The sequence below is a fragment of the Paenibacillus lautus NBRC 15380 genome, from assembly GCF_004000945.1.
Taxonomy (GTDB): domain Bacteria; phylum Bacillota; class Bacilli; order Paenibacillales; family Paenibacillaceae; genus Paenibacillus_AQ; species Paenibacillus_AQ lautus.
The window spans coordinates 102,303-122,100 of the sequence record NZ_BIMF01000016.1 but is presented as its reverse complement, the minus strand read 5'-3'; the positions used below and the strand labels follow the sequence as shown (position 1 = coordinate 122,100).

General features: G+C 51.3%; 19 protein-coding genes. 5 read left to right on the top strand and 14 right to left on the bottom strand.

Annotated features, from left to right (window positions below; all coding sequences use genetic code 11):
• Positions 1-22 precede the first annotated feature (22 nt).
• From smc to PLA01S_RS23825, 11 genes are all read right to left on the bottom strand, one after another.
• Positions 23-3,592 carry a chromosome segregation protein SMC gene (gene smc, locus PLA01S_RS23875; RefSeq protein ID WP_127594318.1) on the bottom strand — a complete coding sequence of 1,190 codons (3,570 nt, stop codon included), beginning with the start codon at positions 3,590-3,592 and terminating at the stop codon, positions 23-25.
• Between the two features lie 205 nt (positions 3,593-3,797).
• The gene (gene rnc / locus PLA01S_RS23870; RefSeq protein ID WP_071220044.1) at positions 3,798-4,496 is read right to left on the bottom strand and encodes a ribonuclease III; all 699 of its coding nucleotides are present in this window, start codon (positions 4,494-4,496) and stop codon (positions 3,798-3,800) included.
• Between the two features lie 12 nt (positions 4,497-4,508).
• Complete coding sequence (fabF, locus tag PLA01S_RS23865; RefSeq protein ID WP_127594317.1) at positions 4,509-5,747, bottom strand: beta-ketoacyl-ACP synthase II; 1,239 nt, start codon at positions 5,745-5,747, stop codon at positions 4,509-4,511.
• Positions 5,748-5,908: 161 nt separating this feature from the next.
• Positions 5,909-6,142 carry an acyl carrier protein gene (acpP, locus tag PLA01S_RS23860; RefSeq protein WP_006211375.1) on the bottom strand — a complete coding sequence of 78 codons (234 nt, stop codon included), beginning with the start codon at positions 6,140-6,142 and terminating at the stop codon, positions 5,909-5,911.
• Between the two features lie 109 nt (positions 6,143-6,251).
• Positions 6,252-7,001, bottom strand: coding sequence for a 3-oxoacyl-[acyl-carrier-protein] reductase (gene fabG, locus PLA01S_RS23855; protein WP_071220042.1), 750 nt, complete (start codon positions 6,999-7,001; stop codon positions 6,252-6,254).
• A 46-nt stretch (positions 7,002-7,047) separates the two neighbouring features.
• Positions 7,048-7,980 (bottom strand): ACP S-malonyltransferase, encoded by a 933-nt coding sequence (gene fabD / locus PLA01S_RS23850; RefSeq protein ID WP_127594316.1) that lies wholly within the window; start codon positions 7,978-7,980, stop codon positions 7,048-7,050.
• Positions 7,981-8,030: 50 nt separating this feature from the next.
• On the bottom strand, positions 8,031-9,020 hold the full coding sequence (locus PLA01S_RS23845; RefSeq protein ID WP_100538177.1) for a beta-ketoacyl-ACP synthase III: 990 nt from the start codon (positions 9,018-9,020) through the stop codon (positions 8,031-8,033).
• An 8-nt stretch (positions 9,021-9,028) separates the two neighbouring features.
• A complete protein-coding gene (gene plsX, locus PLA01S_RS23840) occupies positions 9,029-10,015 on the bottom strand; it encodes a phosphate acyltransferase PlsX (RefSeq protein ID WP_071220039.1) in 987 nt (328 codons plus the stop codon).
• Positions 10,016-10,034: 19 nt separating this feature from the next.
• Positions 10,035-10,607, bottom strand: coding sequence for a transcription factor FapR (gene fapR / locus PLA01S_RS23835; protein WP_127594315.1), 573 nt, complete (start codon positions 10,605-10,607; stop codon positions 10,035-10,037).
• 187 nt (positions 10,608-10,794) lie between these two features.
• Positions 10,795-10,968 (bottom strand): 50S ribosomal protein L32, encoded by a 174-nt coding sequence (rpmF, locus tag PLA01S_RS23830; protein ID WP_006211382.1) that lies wholly within the window; start codon positions 10,966-10,968, stop codon positions 10,795-10,797.
• 53 nt (positions 10,969-11,021) lie between these two features.
• A complete protein-coding gene (locus PLA01S_RS23825; protein WP_127594314.1) occupies positions 11,022-11,531 on the bottom strand; it encodes a YceD family protein in 510 nt (169 codons plus the stop codon).
• A gap of 197 nt (positions 11,532-11,728) precedes the next feature.
• Here PLA01S_RS23825 and PLA01S_RS23820 point away from each other — a divergent pair, with 197 nt between their 5' ends.
• On the top strand, positions 11,729-12,964 hold the full coding sequence (locus PLA01S_RS23820) for a nucleotidyltransferase (RefSeq protein WP_127594313.1): 1,236 nt from the start codon (positions 11,729-11,731) through the stop codon (positions 12,962-12,964).
• On the opposite strand, the gene PLA01S_RS23815 is transcribed toward PLA01S_RS23820, so the two are convergent.
• A complete protein-coding gene (locus PLA01S_RS23815) occupies positions 12,954-13,994 on the bottom strand; it encodes a SepM family pheromone-processing serine protease (protein ID WP_127594312.1) in 1,041 nt (346 codons plus the stop codon). The genes PLA01S_RS23820 and PLA01S_RS23815 overlap by 11 nt on opposite strands.
• A gap of 113 nt (positions 13,995-14,107) precedes the next feature.
• Here PLA01S_RS23815 and PLA01S_RS23810 point away from each other — a divergent pair, with 113 nt between their 5' ends.
• Positions 14,108-15,334 carry a nucleoside recognition domain-containing protein gene (locus tag PLA01S_RS23810; RefSeq protein WP_127594311.1) on the top strand — a complete coding sequence of 409 codons (1,227 nt, stop codon included), beginning with the start codon at positions 14,108-14,110 and terminating at the stop codon, positions 15,332-15,334.
• Here the strand turns inward: PLA01S_RS23810 and coaD are convergent.
• The gene (coaD, locus tag PLA01S_RS23805; protein ID WP_100538183.1) at positions 15,312-15,827 is read right to left on the bottom strand and encodes a pantetheine-phosphate adenylyltransferase; all 516 of its coding nucleotides are present in this window, start codon (positions 15,825-15,827) and stop codon (positions 15,312-15,314) included. The genes PLA01S_RS23810 and coaD overlap by 23 nt on opposite strands.
• Positions 15,817-16,422: a 16S rRNA (guanine(966)-N(2))-methyltransferase RsmD gene (gene rsmD / locus PLA01S_RS23800; RefSeq protein ID WP_127594310.1), complete on the bottom strand. Its 606-nt coding sequence runs from the start codon at positions 16,420-16,422 to the stop codon at positions 15,817-15,819. The genes coaD and rsmD overlap by 11 nt, the downstream gene beginning before the upstream one ends.
• Before the next feature lie 453 nt (positions 16,423-16,875).
• On the opposite strand from rsmD, the gene PLA01S_RS23795 reads away from it, so the two are divergent.
• From PLA01S_RS23795 to PLA01S_RS23790, 3 genes are all read left to right on the top strand, one after another.
• Complete coding sequence (locus PLA01S_RS23795) at positions 16,876-17,082, top strand: DUF5316 domain-containing protein (RefSeq protein WP_127594309.1); 207 nt, start codon at positions 16,876-16,878, stop codon at positions 17,080-17,082.
• A gap of 68 nt (positions 17,083-17,150) precedes the next feature.
• Complete coding sequence (locus PLA01S_RS32115) at positions 17,151-17,321, top strand: hypothetical protein (RefSeq protein ID WP_164817505.1); 171 nt, start codon at positions 17,151-17,153, stop codon at positions 17,319-17,321.
• 236 nt (positions 17,322-17,557) lie between these two features.
• Positions 17,558-19,531, top strand: coding sequence for a stalk domain-containing protein (locus PLA01S_RS23790; protein WP_127594308.1), 1,974 nt, complete (start codon positions 17,558-17,560; stop codon positions 19,529-19,531).
• The last annotated feature ends 267 nt before the right edge of the window (positions 19,532-19,798 follow it).

The following is a 19,798-nucleotide window of genomic DNA, read 5'->3' as shown; positions in this document are numbered from 1 at the left end:
CCCTCCATGTCGTTATGTTAAATTAGGCAATCTCCGCTTCCTCATTCTCAAGCTTGACGGACACCAGCTTCGACACGCCGCCTTCTTCCATCGTGACGCCGTACAGCACATCCGCCTCTTCCATCGTTCCTTTGCGGTGGGTGACCACAATAAACTGCGTTTGTTCGGAGAACTCCCGCAGATACTGGGCAAAACGGACCACGTTCGCTTCATCAAGCGCCGCTTCGACCTCATCCAGTACGCAGAACGGAACCGGCTTCACCTGCAAAATGGCAAACAGCAGCGCCATAGCGGTTAATGCACGTTCTCCACCGGAGAGCAGCTGCAGATTTTGCAGCTTCTTGCCAGGGGGCTGCGCAACGATATCTATCCCCGTCTCAAGCAATCGATCCGGATCGATCAGGACCAGGTCGGCTCGTCCGCCTCCGAACAACTTCGTAAATACCGTGCCGAACTCGCGCCGGATTGCATCGAATGTCAGCTTGAAGCGCTTGGACATTTCATCGTCCATTTCCTTAATGACCTGATACAGCGTTGTCTTCGCTTCAACCAAATCCGCCTTTTGCTCACTCAGGAACAGGTATCTCTCATTGACGCGCTGGTACTCTTCAATGGCCCCCAGATTCACATCCCCCAGGGAAGTTATCGACCTCTTCAAATCACGCACTTCGTTCTGAGCGGCCGTGATGTCTTCCGGAATCGGATACCGCTGCTTGGCAAGCTCATAACTCAGCTCATAGTCCTCGCTTAATTTCTTCAATATATTCTCAAGCTCAACATCGAGCCGGTTTACCCCAATCTCGGTTTGGCGAAGCTGATCATCCACGGCCCGCAGCTGCGTGCGCTGTTCCTTGGTTTCGCTCTCTTCCAGCTCCAGCTTCCGGCTTAGCGCGGTGCGTGCAGCCCGTTTGAATTCCAGCTGCTGCGTAGCCTCTTCCTTCTTCAGCTTGTACTGGTTCAGATCCTCGATCTGCTTCACGCTTTCGCTTTCGTTCTGATTCAGGTCGGCTTGAACGGAGGCCAGCATCGTGCGGTTCTGTTTCTGTTCCTTCTCGTGGTTGTCTACATCCGACTGAAGGCGCTTGAGCTGCTCTTCCAGCGAGAAGGTTTCCTGATCCAGCTTTCCTTCGCGAACCTTGAGGTTTGTCAGCTGACTCTGAAGCTCTTCCTTCGCCGATTCATTGGCTTTCCGGGCAAACTCTGCAGCTTGGATGGCCAGATGGGTTGATTTCTCTTCCTCCTCCAGCTCAGACAACAGCTTCTGGGCGCGTTCACGGCTTTGCTGAATTTCTTTGGCTTCCTTCTCCTGACTGCTCTTCTCTTCGCCTGCCAGCTCGGCTTGTTCGAGGACGTGGCGCAGCTCATGCTCGAGCTGCTTGCGGTCGCCTGCAGCCTGCTGTTCCTCAATCCGCTTGTCGTCTCCGGCTTTGCGGAGCTCGTCCAGCTTATCCTGAGATTCAATCATTTGATTCCGGACGCCTTCAATGCCCTGCTGCAGCTTCTCCAGCTGCTTCTCGGTTTCCGAAATTTCCTGATCGAGCTGCTCCAGCTGCCGCTTGCGCCCCAGCAGGCTGTTCGTTTTCTTATGCTGACTGCCGCCTGTCATGGAGCCGCCTGCATTAACCACGTCTCCCTCAAGCGTAACTACGCGGAAGCGATAGGAGAATCTGGCAGCAATCTTGTTCGCTTGCTCCAGGGTCTCGGCGATAACGACATTGCCCAGAAGACTGCCGACGATGTTACTGTATCTCGAGTCGTACTGGACCAGCTCCGAGCCAAAGCCTACAAACCCGGCTTCCCCTTCTGCCAAGTGCCGGTCCGAAGCGGATACATTCCGTGGACGAATGACGTCCAAAGGCAGAAATGTCGCCCGTCCTAACTGGCGCTGCTTCAGGAAGGCAATCGCCTGCCTGGATACGGATTCGTTCTCCATGACGATATGCTGAACCGATGCACCAAGAGCGGTCTCCATGGCAAGCTCCAGCTTTTCCGGCACCCGAATAAGCTCGGCCACCGCACCATGGACCCCGTGGAGCACGGATTTTCGGGATGCCTTCAGTACTTCCTTAACACCCAGCATAAATCCGTCAAAGTCGTCTTGAAGCTCTTTCATGGTATCGCGGCGGGAAATTTGCGCTTCCCGCTTCTGCTCCCATTTCCGAAGCGCTCCCTGCGTCTCTTCCTGCAATTTCTGCAGGGATTGATATCGCTCACTCTCGCTGATATAACCGCTGCGGAGATCTGCAATCTCTTTACCGAAACGTTCAATACTCCGATCGATGCTCTCTTTGCGGCGGAGCAAATCCTCTTTCAGGGCTTCCCATTTACCGGACTCCTCTTGCGCCCGATTCATTCGACGATCCAGCGCTTCCTGCTGCTGGTCGGCGTACCGGATTTCATTCCGGGCTTGAGCCATTTGGTTCATAAGCTCCAGCAAATTCCCCTTCAAGCTCTCTTCCTGCTGCTGGCTGATTCCGCCGGTTACGCCAACCAGCTTCGCTTCTTCCGCTGACAACTGGTCCCGCACCTGGGTTAATTCCTGCTGGAGCTCCTGGAGCTTGCTCTTCATGCTCGCAAGCTCGCCTACGCGCTCTCCCAAACGATGATCGCCTGATTGCAAACTTTCTTCCAACTGCTCGCGCGTACGTTCCAGGTTGCGGCGGCGTTCCTTGAGCACCTCGCCATAGCCTTCGCTTTTCTCAAACAGCTCGCTGAATTGAAGCAGCTGGCTCTGCAGATCCTCAACTTCCTGCTCCAGCTGGCGCAGCGCCGATCGGTCACTCTCCAGCTTGGCATCGTGCGCGGATACAACAGTGGACAAGGCGAGCTGCTCTTCCTTCAGCTGCTCCAGCTTGGCATTGGCCTCGCTCCATGAGGTATGTATCTGTTCGATCTGATACACATACAGAGAAATTTCCTTGTGCTTCAGCTCTTCCCGAAGCTCCTTGTAGCGAATGGCCTTCTCGGACTGTTCTTTCAGCGGTCCGATCTGATCTTCAAGCTCTGTGACCAAGTCGTGGATACGAAGCAGGTTTTGCTCCGTTTCATCCAGCTTGCGCACAGACTCTTTTTTACGAGATTTATATTTAACGATCCCCGATGCTTCCTCAAATATCCCCCGGCGATCTTCTGAACGTGTACTCAAAATTTCCTCAATGCGGCCTTGTCCAATGATGGAATAGGCTTCTTTACCGATTCCGGTGTCCATGAACAGCTCCGTAATATCCTTCAGTCGGCACGATTGCCGATTAATGAAATACTCGCTGTCCCCGCTCCGGTGCACCCGTCTGGTTACAGTCACTTCATTAAAATCCAGCGGCAATACATGATCCTCGTTATCCAGCGTAAGGGAGACTTCTCCATAATTAACCGCTTTGCGCGCATCGCTCCCGGCAAAGATAATATCCTCCATCTTGCCGCCGCGAAGCGATTTGGCGCTTTGCTCGCCAAGCACCCAGCGGATTCCATCGGAAATGTTACTCTTACCGCTGCCATTCGGACCTACAACGGCTGTAATTCCCCGGACAAATTCCATCTCCGTCTTGTCGGCAAACGATTTAAATCCTGCTAACTCGATCCGTTTCAAAAACATATTCGACCTATCACCTCTCCTGCTATTGTACCATAAGTAGAATCGGCTTCACCGCCGTCTTTGGACGAGGTCCATCTACATTGTAAACAGCTGTCCCTTTACAAAAGACAGACAACGAAAAGAGCAAAAAACAGTCATCCTATCCGGGTCCGGTTATCCGCTTGACTGCTCTTTGCTCTTTGTTTGTCATCACATCAGCGAAGCTTCAGGCATCCGCACGTTTCAGCTGCTTTAAGGCTACTGCCGCTGCCTGCTGCTCGGCTTCTTTCTTGGATCTGCCGCTTCCGCGTCCAAGACATTCGCTTCCCATGTATACCTCCGAGACAAACTCCCGCTCATGTGCCGGTCCTCGCTCTTCTACGATACGATATTCCAGTGCGCCCATGCCGTGATGCTGGGTCAGTTCCTGAAGCTCGGTCTTATAATCGCTCATCTGCGGACGACCGTTGACGGTCACCGTGGGAAAGACATGGTCGCTCAAAAACCGGCGAACCGCTTCCAATCCCTGATCCAGATAAAGCGCCCCCACAAATGACTCAAATACGTCTGCCAGAAGAGCCGGGCGGGTTCGACCGCCCGTCATTTCCTCTCCTTTGCCTAGCAGAACGTAACGACCAAAGTCCAGACCTACAGCGAATTGCACCAGGGAGGGCTCACATACGATAGCAGCCCGCAGCTTGGTTAACTCGCCTTCCGGACGGTCCGGAAAAAGGTTGTATAAGAATTCGCTCACCGTCAGCTCCAGAACAGCATCTCCTAGAAATTCAAGACGCTCGTTGTCCTGGCTCTGACTGAAGCGATGTTCGTTTACATAAGATGCGTGGGTAAAGGCCTGCTTCAGCAGCATTGCATTGCGAAACTGGATTTGAAGTTTATGCTGTAACTGCTTCAGATCTCCACTCAACACACTGTCCCCTTACTCGGCGTATTTTTTCAGGATAATCGTAGCATTATGCCCGCCAAATCCGAACGAATTGGACATGACGATATCCAAATCGGCTTTACGCGGGTGATTCGGTACGTAGTCAAGATCGCATTCCGGATCTTGATCCTCCAGGTTAATCGTTGGTGCAATGGTTTGGTTCTTCAAGCTCAGTCCGCAGATAACCGCCTCAACGCCGCCGGCAGCTCCAAGCAGATGACCTGTCATCGACTTGGTTGAACTAACGGCCACTTTATAGGCATGGTCACCCAGAGCCATCTTAACGGCCTTCGTTTCCGAGCGGTCACCCACCGGCGTTGAAGTCCCGTGAGCATTAATGTAATCCACTTCCTCCGGCGCAATGCCTGCGTCGCGGATCGCCATCTTCATGCAGCGAGCTGCTCCGTCCGGATCCGGCTCGGTTATATGATGGGCATCGGCACTAAGGCCATAGCCAACCACTTCGGCATAAATTCTGGCTCCGCGCTTCAACGCATGCTCCAGAGATTCGATCACAAGCACGCCTGCGCCTTCACCCATAACAAAACCGTCGCGGCCGGTATCGAATGGCCGGCTGGCTTTCTCCGGCTCGTCATTGCGGGTTGACATTGCACGCATAGCGCAGAAACCAGCCATCCCTGTTGGACGAATGGTTGCCTCCGCCCCGCCGCAGATCATGACATCCGCATCACCGCGCTGAATCAGACGGTATGAATCGCCGATCGAATGCGTTCCGGTGGCACAAGCCGTAACCTGCGTGGTGTTCGGACCCTTGGCTCCCAGATTGATCGACATCTGGCCTGAGGCCATGTTGGCGATCATCATCGGAATAAAGAATGGGCTTACACGTTTCGGGCCCTTCTCGAGCAGGATATTATGCTGATCCTCCCAAGTTCCCAAACCGCCGATACCCGATCCGATCGAAACGCCAACCCGCTCTGCATCGGCATTCACGCCAATTTCAAGACCACTGTCCTCCAGCGCCTTCGAACCGGCTGCAACCGCAAACTGTACAAAACGGTCCATCCTGCGGGCTTCTTTGCGATCCATGTAATCCTCCGGATTAAAATCCTTCATGGATGCTGCGATCTGCGTAGTGTAATCACTCACATCAAATGCTTCGATGCGGGATACGCCAGACTTGCCTTCCATTAAACTGTTCCAGAATGTATCCAGGTCTTGACCAATCGAGGTCATGACTCCCATTCCTGTTACAACGACTCTATGTTTCAAACAGACTCACCTCTATATGGACTGCCCGTCCATCTATGAAGCCGCAAATGCAGACTCATGATAACGACGGCAGTAATAATCTATCACTTGTTTATACTGAAGCTTGGATTAAATGTGGAGAAGTCCCGTCTTGCTAAAGAACGGGACTTAACTGTAATGACTTAGGTATGAGATTGTATGTAATTTACAACTTCACCTACGGTCGTAATTTTCTCCGCATCTTCATCAGAGATCTCCATATCAAACTCATCTTCCAACTCCATCACCAATTCAACTACATCGAGAGAATCAGCTCCAAGGTCGTCTTTGAAAGATGCTTCTAATGTTACGTCGGCTTCGTCAACACCCAGGCGGTCGATAACGATGCGTTTCACGCGTTCCAATACATCGGACATCCGGCTCACCTCCTCTTGGTAATTATACGAGATATGACTTCAAATTGCCATAGAAGGCATTTGAAAACGATTTAATGCCCGGCGGCCAGCGCCGGAACATTGGCGGCGCCTACATATACATGCCGCCATCCACATGCAGCACTTGTCCAGTCATATAGGATGCACTGGAAGATGCTAGAAAAGCAACCACGCCGGCAATCTCCTCCGGCTGCCCCAAACGGGCGAGCGGAATTCCGCCAAGCAGGCCTTCCCGCATGTCCTCAGGAAGTTCCCGGGTCATATCGGTGTCAATAAAACCAGGAGCCACGGCGTTCACCGTAATTCCACGGGACGCGAGCTCCCGAGCGGCTGATTTGGTCAGACCGATGACTCCGGCTTTGGCCGCAACATAGTTGGCCTGCCCCGGATTACCAAGCGCTCCGACAACGGAGGATATATTGATAATGCGCCCATAACGTTGTTTCATCATAGGACGCGTCACCGCCTTAAGGCAATTGAATACCCCTTTAAGATTCGTTTCGATTACCTGATCGAACTCCTCTTCCTTCATCCGCATGATTAGATTGTCTCTAGTAATCCCTGCATTATTCACCAGAATATCAATTCGACCAAAAGTCTCCAACACCTGCTTTACCATGGCATCGGCTTCTTCAGTCCGTCCAACGTTGGATTTAACCGCGATGGCCGATACGCCCTTTGCGCGGATCGCTTCCACAACCTCGGCTGCAGCTGCTTCGCTTCCTGCATAATTGACAGCAACGTTAGCGCCCAGATCGGCAAGTCCGAGAGCAATGCTCCGGCCAATGCCACGGGAAGCACCCGTAACAAGCGCAGTCTGTCCTTTTAGAGCTTCACTCATACCTATTCCTCCTTTCCAGAGTGATCTGACTTTCATCCATCGTTATTTATACGACCGTCTCCAAACTGCTGACGCTGTCCAGACTATTTACATTAATGACTTTGACGGATTTGTCAATCTTCTTGATCAAACCGCTGAGTACACTCCCGGGACCAATCTCGACGAAGGTATCCACGCCTTGAGCGATCATCCATTCCACACTGTCATGCCAAAGCACGGGAGAGTATACCTGCTCCACCAGCAAACCGCGGATGGCTGCGGCATCTTCCACCGGACGTGCCGTCACATTGGCAACTACCGGGACGGAAGGAGTATTAAACGCGGCCTGCTCCAGTTTACCAGCCAGCCGGTTAGCCGCTTCCTTCATCAAAGTCGAATGGAAGGGTCCGCTTACCTCCAGAGGGATGGCCCTCTTGCCGCCTGCTTCCTTGACTCTTTCTGCAGCAGCTGCGACGCCTTGAGCGGAACCCGAGATGACAATTTGACCCGGACAGTTCATGTTCGCAAGTTCTACAACATGTCCCTCTGCCGTAATGCTCTTGCACAGCTCGGACAAAGCCTCACGGTCTGCGCCAAGCACGGCTGCCATTGCGCCTTGACCACCGGGAACGGCTGCCTCCATGTATTCTCCGCGGGCTCTAACGATCGACACAGCTTCTTCGAACGATAATACGCCTGTGCATACAAGTGCGCTGTATTCGCCAAGCGAATGTCCCGCAACGTAATCCGGTTCGATCCCCTTGCCGCGAATGGCTTCCAGATAAGCCATACTGGTAGCCAGTAGAGCTGGCTGAGTGTTTACCGTTTGTTTCAAATCTTCATCAGGACCATTAAAAATAATGGAGCTGAGCGGAAATCCAAGCTGAGCATCCGCGGTTAGAAACAGATCCCTTGCGGCAGGAACCGCATCATAGGCATCCTTTCCCATTCCGACGGACTGAGCGCCTTGACCTGGAAATATAAATGCTGTTTTACCCAAAATCGTTAGCTCCCTTCTCTTATTTAGCTAGGCCTAAAAAAGCATTCTGTTTACCAGATTAGTACGGAAGAACCCCATGTCAATCCGCCGCCAAAACCAACCATCAATACCTTGTCTCCTTCTTTCAGACGGCCGGATTCCTGTGCTTCGACAAGAGCCAGCGGCACGGAAGCGGCTGAGGTATTGGCGTATTTATCAACATTGATCACGACCTTCTCTTCCGGAAGCTCCAAGCGCTCCATGGCAGACTTAATAATCCGGATGTTGGCTTGATGAGGAATGAATAAGTCGATATCCTTTTTGTCGATGCCTGCTTTGGATAGTACAGCTTCCGTAGCAGATCCCATCACCCGTACCGCAAATTTGAACACTTCGCGGCCGTTCATATAAATAAAGTGTTTATTCGTGTTAATCGTTTCAGCGGAAGCCGGCAATCTCGAGCCGCCTGCCTCAATGTAGAGATGTGCTCCACCCGCACCTTCCGCACCCAGATCAAAGGCTTGGAACCCGCGGCCTTCCGGCACTTCACCGACAATCGCCGCTCCGGCACCGTCACCGAACAGGACGCAGGTATTGCGGTCGGTATAATCCGTAATGCGGGACAAGCAGTCCACCCCGATCACCAAAGCGTTGTTGTACATGCCCGTCTTCACGAAATTTGTAGCTGTAGCCAGGCCGTATACAAATCCCGAGCAAGCAGCCGACAGGTCAAATGCCGCCGCTTTTTTGGCACCAAGCCGATCCTGGAGCAAACATGCGGTTGAGGGAAAGAACATATCCGGCGTAATGGTCGCCACAATAATCAATTCCAGATCCTCGGCGTTCATTCCGGCGGATTTCAACGCGTTCACAGCAGCATGGTAAGCCAGATCCGACGTCGCTTCATTCGGAGCGGCAATATGCCGTTCACGGATTCCCGTCATCGAGACAATCCATTCATCGCTTGTATCTACCATTTTCTCTAAATCACGATTTGACAAAATTTTCTCAGGTACGTATTTGCCTGTGCCAATAATACCGACTGGACGCAAATTGTTCATTTCCTCACTCACTTCCCGCTGATTTCATTCGAAATACTCTCTACCAACCGGTTCTGCAGCGCCGTCCGCGCTTGGCGAACCCCATTCTTGATGGCGTTCGCATCCGATGAACCATGGCTCTTAACGACCAGACCGCTCAGACCAAGCAGGGGTGCTCCGCCATGCTCCTTATAATCGAGCGTCGATTTCAGGCTGCGAAGCTCCGGCATCATCAAGGCAGCAGCCATCTTGGTCTTAAGCGACTTGCTGAACTGCTCTTTCAACAGCGAAAAGAGTGCACCAGCCGTTCCTTCAATCGATTTCAACAAAATATTGCCCGAGAACCCGTCACATACAAGCACATCACAAACCCCGTTCATGACGTCGCGGGACTCGACGTTGCCAACAAAATGAATAGGCAGCTCCTCCAGCAGCGGATAAGCATGCTTCGTCAATTCATTTCCCTTGCCCGGCTCGGTACCGACATTTAACAGCCCGACCCGCGGTTTGGTGATTCCGTGCACCTTCTCGCGATACAGGCTGCCCATTAATGCGTACTGCTGCAGATGCTCAGGCTTTGAATCCATGTTCGCTCCGAGATCCAAGGCGAGCATCCCCTTGCCGTCGAGAGTAGGAATCATAGGCGCAAGCGCAGGACGCTCAATTCCCTTCATCCTGCCCACAACGAGCAGCCCTGTCGTCATGAGAGCCCCCGTATTGCCTGCCGAGATCATGGCGTCCGCTTCACCTTCACGAATCATGCGCCCCGCCACAACCATCGAAGCATCCTTCTTCCGGCGGACAGCCTTAACCGGCTCATCCTCCGCTTCAATGACTTCACTTGCATGAACCACCTTCAGATTGGACGGCTTGTCCTTCAGCAGCGCTCCAATCTGCGCTTCATCCCCAACGAGGATAATCTCGGTATCGCTCCATTCCCGTGCGGCAATCAGCGCTCCCTCGACGTTACTCTGGGGGGCATTATCGCCGCCCATCGCATCAATCGCAATTCTCATGCCAAACTTCCTCCTTTACTTATGTCAATTCCCCTGCAGATCGGTAGATTACGAAATTCCCCTGAAACACCATTTCATCAGCGACATAAGTAAACACTTCCACCTTGGCCTTTCCCTTCTGGCCGGCAATGGACCTAACGTAGGCTTTGGCAATGCATTTCTCGCCGAGACGCACCTGTCTCAAAAACCGTATATCCGCTGAAGACGTCAATGCGATTTCTTCATTGATTACGGCAATGGCAAGTGAATTGGCTTGAGCGAACACGTAATGCCCGCGGGCAATCAGCGTTTTGCTGAATACATGCTCCTCACGGATTTCAAATATCGATATGCCGCTCTTGTCCAACTGCAAGTCAACAACATCCCCGATCACCTCTTCGAGTGACAAGGAACGAACCTGGTCATAGGAATGTTCCGCCATCTGCTTCATTCGCTCACGAAGCTCCGGGATGCCAAGTTCCATACGGTCAAGGCGTATCGTCTGAATGCTCACTTTAAGCTGGCGAGTCAACTCGCGGTCTGTAACAAAGGGATTCTCGTCGATCAGCTGAATCAGCCGCTGGTGACGGTCTTTCTTGGATAAACGATCGATGACGAAACAACTCCTTCTGCCGCTATGCTAGCCGCCATTCTTCAAACATACATATATGTAAATTAGTCGCAAATATTAGAACCTGGTACTAATGTTAAGTATAAATCATGTCACGTCAAAAAGAAAGGGGGGCTTCAGACAAAAAAAATAGCACCTCACCAAAGATGAAGTACTACTTATTTAAAAACTATTGTTTGATGATCTCTCTTGCCTTATACGTTCCGCATACTTTACATACGCGATGAGCAAGCTTCAATTCTCCACATTGCTCGCATTTCACCATGCCTGGCACAGCCAGCTTAAAATGAGTACGACGCTTGTCACGACGTGTTTTGGACGTTCTACGTTGAGGTACTGCCATGTTCCCACCTCCTTATCAGTTCAACCCGCTGAACACGGGTGCCATATCCATCATCATTTAAAGAAGTCCTTCAGTCCGGCTAGCCTAGGATCGATCACTTCCGTATCGCAGTCGCACGTGCCTTCATTCAGGTCTTTGCCGCAATTCGGGCAGAGTCCCTTGCAGTCGGCTTTACATACCGGAGCTAGCGGCAGGTGGAGTAAAAATGCTTCTTCTACATAGGGAGTGAGATCCACACTCTCACCTTGCACGTATGTAGTGTCATCATTCTCATCCTGAATGATTTCAGGATCTTCCACCGGCTGGAATACTTCATGAAAAGGGATGTGCACATGTTCGCTGATCGGCTTCAGGCAGCGGGAGCAATTCATCTCCAGCTCGCCTTGCAATCGTCCACGAACATCCACCGTACCAGAAACCGTTGGGGTTGCTGTCAAATCCACGTCTAATGGCTGAACAGCAATGATATCCTTCCGGTCCTTAACGGCATTGCTTACATCCACGGTTTGATGGAACTGTAACGGTTGATCGCTGGTTGTCAATTTACGAAATTGAATTAGCATATCCATCACTCCAAACAAACAAAGATTATTATACCGATTCCCGAAGACTTTTGTCAACAGGATAACCCTAAAGAACCATGATGGCTTCCCGATATTTCTCACGCTACGACGAGTTTCTCACCCTTATTTGGCGATGAGTTTATTGTTGCAGGAACGTCCAGTAATTATGTTATATTCTTATCAAGGAGTTGAAACCCATGAAGACGGTTGGCATTGTCGTTGAATATAATCCCTTACATAACGGTCATGTGCTGCATTATCGCAAATCCAAAGAAATAACGGGGGCGGATGCCGTCGTTGCGGTGATGAGCGGTCCTTTTCTCCAGCGCGGCGAACCTGCCATCGCAAGCAAGCGCGCACGGGCGGAAATGGCCCTTGCCATGGGAGTTGACCTGTGCATTGAACTGCCGGTAACCTATGCCGTGCAGCCTGCGGAGTGGTTCGCATACGGTGCGGTAGCCATTCTGGAAGCCACAGGGGTGGTGGACTATCTTTCCTTCGGATCGGAGAGCGGTACGCTGGAGCAGATTCTGCCGCTGTCCCGTTCGCTTGCCAGCGAATCCGGCGAGCTCCAATCCGAAATTGAAAAGCGGCTCCAGGAAGGCATGAACTTCCCGTCCGCTTACGGCGCAGCGGCTGCAGCCCTATTCGGTGAGTCCGGACCTGCAATTGCCCATTTGCAAGAGCTGCTCACGCAGCCGAACAATTCCCTGGGACTGCACTACCTGATCGCTCTAGAGCGCCTGGGAAGCCGTATTACACCCTATACCATTCCAAGAGAAAACGCACAGTACCATGATCCCGTGCCGGGAGCGTCGTCCATTGCCAGCGCTACCGCCATCCGGAACATCATACTTTCACAGGGATTGGAAGCAGCCAGACCCTACATCCCCGAATTCACGCATAGCATCATGGAACGGGAAATGGAGAGCGGACTAGCTCCCGTCCACTGGGAACGGTTTCGCCAGCCACTGTTTCAATCCCTGCTCACACATACGCCCGCGCAGCTTGAAGGCTTCCTTGAAGTGACCGAAGGCTTGGAGTATCGTGTTCAGCGCATGCTTGCGCGGTTAAACCAGCCTACGGTTGAAGCTCTCCTAGAAGCGTTAAAAACCAAACGCTATACCCGCACCAAGCTCCAGCGTATGCTCCTGCACATCATGCTGAATCATGACAAGGCAACCATGAATCGCGAAGAATTGGCCAAAGGTCCGGGATATATCCGGGTCCTCGGCTTCAACGACACCGGGCGCTCCTTGTTGAAACGAATGAAGCAGAGCGCCTCCCTACCCGTCATTCAGAAGCCGACAACGCTGGAGCATCCACAGCTGGAGAGGGACCTGATGGCAGCCGCCGTTTACGCCAACGGACACCCTAAGCCGGATATCCGCCATTATTACAGTGATTACCTGCTGCCGCCACTCACCCCTTAGGCGGCAGCTGCTCCAGATAATCTACTGCATCCTGCAGATCCTCAACCGGGATCAGTTCCATGTCCGTTTTAATTCGGTCCGCCCGCTTCTTGGCTTCCTCGTAATTTTTTTGCGGCACAAAAAAGATATCGGCTTCCTTCCGGTCAGCCGCGACGATCTTGTGCTTCACGCCGCCAATGGGACCTACGGCGCCTGATTTGTCAATGGTACCCGTTCCCGCTACCCGGTAACCTTTGCTTAAATCACCATCGGTGAGCTGGTTATAAATTTCAAGGGTAAAGATCAGTCCGGCTGACGGCCCACCGATATTGGTATCCGCAAAATGAATGGTGTGATCGGGATTCGCCGGCTCCACGCTTTGCATCGTAGCAATCATGACGCCCAGACCCGGACGCTCCGCTCCGGTCTTCTCATCCTTAATGCTGACAAGCTGAACCTGTTCCTTAACGGTTTTCCCCTTGCGTTCAAGCTCCACGGATACCACGTCCCCGATGCTTTTCCCGCTTAACAGGCTGGCAATTTTCTCATTATCCTTTGCCGGCTGTCCATCGATCTTAATCAATTTATCGCCTGGCCGGAAATGCTCGGCATTAGCAGAATTCTCGGAGATCGACATCACGAATACATAAGCAGGCTCGATGCTGTAGTCAATTCCTGCTTCCTGATAGGCAGCTTCCATCGCAGACGACTGGGAAGAATTCATGTAATACACTTGTGTGGCTGCATATTCATCCTTGTTCTGATCGCCCATTTTTTCTGCCTTTTTCACAACCTCCGCATTGGGGTTAAACGCAGACATCATCAACAAAGCAATATTGGCATAGCTTGCCGACACGGTTGTCATCATAAATGTGCCCTCTTCCGCCGGATCGCTCTTCTCGACATTGATCATGGGCCGAACCTCTTCGGCACTCCCGGGCTGGTATACAAGATAAGGGGTCGGCATATAAACGACAACGTACAGCATGACCCCAACCATTAACAAATAGAGTGCAATTTTTAAGCCATTCGGTTTTACAGACTTCTTCATGTAGTTTCCTTCCCTCCGCCTTATATATCCAGCCTTCCACCAAGTTTGGTCTGACGGTTGTCTCCTTTGCATAAAGTTGTACTAGCCATGTTTACGCTGAAAGGAGATTCCTTATGAATAAAGACAACGCCGTCAAGTCATCAAACGGGCTGTGGAACACCATCCTGCTGGGTGCCGCCGCTTTCCTGCTTGTACTGGCTGTCGTCAGCGCGCCCGAACCTGCCTTCCAAGCCACCCTGCAAGCACTCAAGCTATGGTGGAATATCGTATTTCCCGCTTTGCTGCCTTTTCTCGTTCTGGTGGAAATACTCATTGCCTATGGCTGGGCCCATGGAGTTGGCGTACTGCTGGACCCTTTGATGAAAAAAATATTCAAACTTCCCGGTGCTGGCGGCTGGGTTCTTATAACAGGAATGACTGCCGGGTTCCCGGCAGGGGCGCAGGCCGCCTCCGGAATGTATACACAAGGCGAGCTTCGTGCCATTGATGCCGGCAGGCTCGCCGCTTTATCCCACTTCTGCAATCCAATGACCATTCTCGTTGTCATCGGAACTGGCCTGCTGCATAAACCGGAAGCCGGTTATCTGCTGCTGATCGTTCATTGGATTTCCGGGCTGCTGGCCGGATGGATATTCAGCCTCTCCCATAAACCGGCTTCTTCAGAAGGCACACGGCCGTTTACTTTAAACCAAGTCCGAACAAACGAGTTTGCCCGGCGCCCCCTCCTTAAAAGGGCAGCGACTGCAGCGCTGGAGGCCCATCAACGGGATGGACGGAGCTTCGGCAAATTACTGGGCGATTCCGTTACCCGTTCGGTTCAGACTTTACTGATGACAGGCGGCTTTATCTTGTTCTTCGCCGTCCTGACCAGAGTATTGACCGGTCACCTGCTGCCGCAGCTTCCACCCTATCTTGTATCCGGAATATTGGAGGCCCATCTGGCAGCCCAGTCCATTAGTTCCTCGGCATTCCAAGCCGGCGTTTTGCAGCTGGCTGTTCTATCCGCCGCACTGGCGTGGAGCGGAATCAGCGCTCAGCTGCAAAGCTTGTCGCTGATGCGGGAAACCGGTCTCTCTTGGCGTTACTTTATGATGAAGCGAGCCCTGCATTCGGTACTCGCCTTTGGGATTACACTGGCCATGTGGAAGCCGGTCAGCGCCCTTTCAGCAGGCATCATGCCTGCTTTCCGAACGGAACCGCTGGATCACGCCAATACGGATCAGCACTTCAACTTTTGGAGCGGATTGCCTTCATTCTTGCAGGTTCAAGGCGTGATCTGCTTATCATTGATAGCGGCGTTCTGGCTGTGTTCCCGTCTTATTGACCGTTATCGCCGCTAAATTTACGGCGCATCGCGGCATGGACCTCAGGGCTAACCAAGTCCGTTGTATCTCCATTAAAATGGGCGATTTCCTTAACAAGACTTGAGCTCAGGAACGAATATTTCGGGTGCGTCATCATAAAAATCGTCTCCGCATCCGGGTTCAGCTTATGATTGGTGGATGCCAGTTGAAGTTCATACTCAAAGTCGGTCACCGTGCGGATCCCCCGTACGATGACCTGGGCATTCTTCTGGCGGATATAATTTGCCAAAAGGTCACGGAAGCTGTCGATTTCCACATTCGGAAGATGTGCGGTTTCCTGCCTCAAGAGGTCCTTGCGCTCTTCAATCGTGAACAGCGGGTTCTTGCTTAGATTATTCAACACGGCCACAATCAGCAGATCAAACTGCTTGGAAGCGCGTGTGATGATGTCCATATGTCCCATGGTGACCGGATCAAAACTTCCCGGGTATACGGCAACACGGTATGTACTAGTATTCTCATTTGTCATCCTGTAATTCCTCCTCATCAAGCTCTGACGCTTGATCTTGCGCTGTGTCGTAACGGTATATCGATATGGCGGTTTCTCCGTACTTCGCGGTCCGGAAACAACAAAAATCACCAAATTTCTCAGGATAATTGTAACTTGATTCGTATTCCAATACCACAACAGCCGAATCTTGAAGTAACCCTCGCTCTGCCATATCTAGCATCAGCTCGTCACCATTCTTAAACCGGTATGGCGGGTCCAAAAAGACCAAATCAAAGCTGTAGCCGCGCTTTTCAAGCGCTTTAAGCGCGCGCGCCGCATCGTTGCGGTACACCTCTGCGCTTTCTTCAAGCCTGACCGCCTTCAAATTATCCTTGATCGTACTGATGCTCTTCGGTTCCACATCAATAAAAACAGCACGATCCATCCCCCGGCTTAACGCCTCAATGCCAAGGCCTCCCGTGCCTGCGAACAGATCAAGCGCGATCCCCCCCTCAAAGTAAGGGCCGATCATACTGAATATGGACTCTTTCACTTTATCCGTCGTCGGACGGGTGCTTGTACCAGGCACACTTTTGAGCGGCCGGCCCTTTGCACTTCCGGATACTACTCTCACTGCTTCATTCACCCGTTTCATTATCTATAAATTCATTGCCAAGACAACGCCATTGACAGTGATTATCGTAACACAATCATCCCATATATGAAAAACGAAACATAACGACTCTCCATTTTTTTTCAAAGCCATGTATATTTCTACCACAGCCGGGCATCCTTGAAATATCGACATCAATGAATGTCGTAGACAACCGCGGAGAAGACTTACGTTTCCCCATAAGCTCTTCGTCCGGTTTCTCCTCTCCCATGAGGGAATCTCTTCGGAGGTTCCCGAACTAAATCCCTGTAACGGCATGTTTATTACAGGGATTTAGTTCTTTTTTTATGCCTTTTTTTCCATATCCCTATTCACCTTCTAGTCAGGCGATTCACCTAACCTTATGTGAAAAGCATAACTAATCCCTCTCAGCGAACGTTCTAACGATAAAGGGCATGATGGGAGGAACACGTGATGAACCTGTTTTTATATGCAGGATTGGGTTGCCTGTTGGTTGCAGGGCTTCTATCCGGAGCGTTTACTACGGGAGACCAACAAAGAAGCAACTTCTATGCTGAATCCAAGGACGACCGCGCATCCAGAGTGAAAGTAGCCAACGGGTTCCTTTTAGCCGGTTTCGTATTTCTTGCGGTGGCCGGTATGGTGTATTTGTTCCGCTAAGTGGACTCTTTGAACATTTGCTGGGCACGAATAAACAAAGCACCTGTTTTGAGAGGAGGAAATGATTCATGAATCGTTTGATTAGCAATGAAGATACAGCAATAGAACGAGCAAGAATGAAATATGCCTTGATCACTTTAATCTCTATTCTTACGTTCAGGAAATTTGCCAAAATCGAAACGGTGAAGAATAATTTATACGCGGCTTTAATACTCTTAAGGGGAACTGATATCACTTAATAAGGTTTTCTGCCACCTATGATCCCCTTAACTTAGCACCGTTGGGTCATTGCCGTTCATACGACCAATCGCGAGCTTAACCGGCAAGACGCCCCCGGATATCCGGCGGGCGTTTTTTTGTTCCCTTTTTTAGCCATAACACCAAGCGACAATTGCAGGAATAGCACCGATTTTGTCGAATCAATATAGCTGTTTGAAAAATATTCCTAATGGTAGAGTGAAGAGAGGTCATGTAAGTGAGAAGAACGTTGTATGTTCTCGTATGGTTTAGCATGCTGATGGGACTTGGTTTTGCAGGCACGACGCACGGGATCGCTTCTGCCGAAGAGTCCAAGCTCCAGATCAGCGACATTGCGGGAAGAAACACCTACCTAATGAGCGATGGCTCCATGTGGTCCCTGATAGACGGACGACATGCCATTCGCACGCCGGGTAAAGTTGCAGCCATCAGCGGTTATGAATATGCAGGCATCGGTATGACGCAGGATGGGCGATTAGTGAAATGGGATATCGGGAAGGGGCCCGAGGTCGTTCCGGGAACAAGCGGCGTAAAGCAGATATCCGGGTACTACTGGCTGAAATCAGACGGCACCGTATGGAACGGCTCGGAAAAAGCAAAAAACCTCAGCGGCATTTTGCTCATCGCCAATGCGGATCAAGAATTTGCCGCCTTGTCCTCAAACGGGGAGCTGCTATTAGAGGATAACTACAAAAAGGGACAATTCAAGAAGCTCGGTATCGTGGAAAACCCGGCAGGGGTCAAATCCATGACGGTTCACAGCGGGCGTGTTGCCCTATTGCGTGACAACGGTGACGTGGTTGTATACGAAACGTCCAACTTTGATGATAACGGGCGCATCATCCCGGTTACCGTCGCCCAGAACGCAGCTCATATCGTTTACGCATCCAATGAGCCGACGGATCTTCTGATTGTGACGCTCCAAGACGGAACCGTATGGACAACCGGAGTGTATAAAGACCGCTGGAAGCTCAAGGAGCAGGTCTCCGGACTGAGCGGGATCGTGAGAACCTCCATTTACGGAAATGCCGAGGATCTGTCGGAGGGGTTCTATGCGCAGCGCTCTGACGGAAGCTGGATACATCACACGAACGGACAGAACAAATCGGTTGATGTGCCTGTCGTTAAAGCCTTATCGGTTTCGGTATCCGATGCCAAGCCTTATGTAGGGGATACCCTGGAAGTCAGTATCCAGGAGACTTACACAAACGGGGCCAAGATTAAAGTGCCGGTTAAAGATGCCCAGATCGATATTGAGAAGCCTTATTTGATGAACATGCAGAAGAATGGAACGCTGAAGTCTGCGGGCGTTGGCAAGACACAGATTACGGTAACCTCGGGCGGCTTGACCAAATCGATAACGGTATCCTCCAGTCTGCGCAACAATTTGAAATATGCGAAACAAGTTAACGGGAATATCATGGTTCCGGCCAAATCCGTCATTCAGGCACTGGGCGGCACCTATTCGGCCAAAAGCGGAGCCGTGGAGGCCAAGTTCGGAGAGACCGTACTCTCGCTCACGGCAGGCAGCAACCAGGCCAAGCTGAATGATAGCCCGCTGCGTCTAAAGGCAGCTCCGATAACCGACAAAGGCGAGCTGCTGATTCCAGCCACCGTATTATCCGATGTTCTGGGCGCGAAAATCAGCTGGGATGCCAAGTGGAAACAAGCGAATATCTCTTTTGACGGAGATGCAGCTATGACCGTTGTCTCCAGCGAAACGGCTGGCTTGATCAAAAAAGCGATGCAGGGCAGCTTGGTTAAATTTATCGGCCGAACGTATTGGGTGAATGATTTCGAAGACTTGGAACGCTTCTCGAAATTGACGGTAACCGACATTTTGCCGGACGACAAAGGCGAATTCAACGTGATCTTCAAAACGGGATCAGGAAAAACCGTGAAAAGCTATCCTATGCGCTCTTCGGAAGTGATGCAGCTGTTTGCAGACCGTTCTTCGTTATTAAATTACGACCCTTACCAAAAATACAAATGGTCCGCATCGGTGTGGAAACAGATTAAAGCAGGCCAGGTTTCCCTCGGCATGACAAAAGAACAGGTGCAGCTTTCATGGGGGAACCCGGCAGCCAAGGACATTACCACCGGCGGCGGGAAAACCATTGAAACCTGGGGTTACTCGAATTTTGATATCGTATCTTTCGTAAACGGTAAGGTTATATTGATTATGATGTAGCAGCAGTAACAGACCGGGACAAGAGGTTGAACCCGGGTCCATATTCGTTCTCCCAAAAACAGACCACTCTTTCGAGCGGTCTGTTTTTATTAGGGATTTTCTGATAGGCGCTTAAACTTATGATTCATAACAAGTCATTAGCGCCGATTGTCGCTTCATCAAAAACAAGACCGCCCTAAGAAGAGGCCATGCCTCTTTTGGACGGTCTGTCGTTGTGACTGCTCAAGGTGCTCGGTGTTCACTTATCGATTCAGTTGGTTTGTTCGC

Coding starts and splice junctions, on each gene's coding strand:
- smc (WP_127594318.1), bottom strand. CDS start 3,592: ATGTTTTTGAAACGGATCGAGTTAGCAGGATTTAAATCGTTTGCCGAC.
- acpP (WP_006211375.1), bottom strand. CDS start 6,142: ATGTCCGATGTATTGGAACGCGTGAAACGCATCGTTATCGACCGCCTG.
- fabG (WP_071220042.1), bottom strand. CDS start 7,001: ATGAGTGAAGCTCTAAAAGGACAGACTGCGCTTGTTACGGGTGCTTCC.
- PLA01S_RS23845 (WP_100538177.1), bottom strand. CDS start 9,020: ATGAACAATTTGCGTCCAGTCGGTATTATTGGCACAGGCAAATACGTA.
- plsX (WP_071220039.1), bottom strand. CDS start 10,015: ATGAGAATTGCGATTGATGCGATGGGCGGCGATAATGCCCCCCAGAGT.
- rpmF (WP_006211382.1), bottom strand. CDS start 10,968: ATGGCAGTACCTCAACGTAGAACGTCCAAAACACGTCGTGACAAGCGT.
- PLA01S_RS23825 (WP_127594314.1), bottom strand. CDS start 11,531: ATGCTAATTCAATTTCGTAAATTGACAACCAGCGATCAACCGTTACAG.
- PLA01S_RS23820 (WP_127594313.1), top strand. CDS start 11,729: ATGAAGACGGTTGGCATTGTCGTTGAATATAATCCCTTACATAACGGT.
- PLA01S_RS23815 (WP_127594312.1), bottom strand. CDS start 13,994: ATGAAGAAGTCTGTAAAACCGAATGGCTTAAAAATTGCACTCTATTTG.
- PLA01S_RS23810 (WP_127594311.1), top strand. CDS start 14,108: ATGAATAAAGACAACGCCGTCAAGTCATCAAACGGGCTGTGGAACACC.
- coaD (WP_100538183.1), bottom strand. CDS start 15,827: ATGACAAATGAGAATACTAGTACATACCGTGTTGCCGTATACCCGGGA.
- PLA01S_RS23795 (WP_127594309.1), top strand. CDS start 16,876: ATGAACCTGTTTTTATATGCAGGATTGGGTTGCCTGTTGGTTGCAGGG.
- PLA01S_RS32115 (WP_164817505.1), top strand. CDS start 17,151: ATGAATCGTTTGATTAGCAATGAAGATACAGCAATAGAACGAGCAAGA.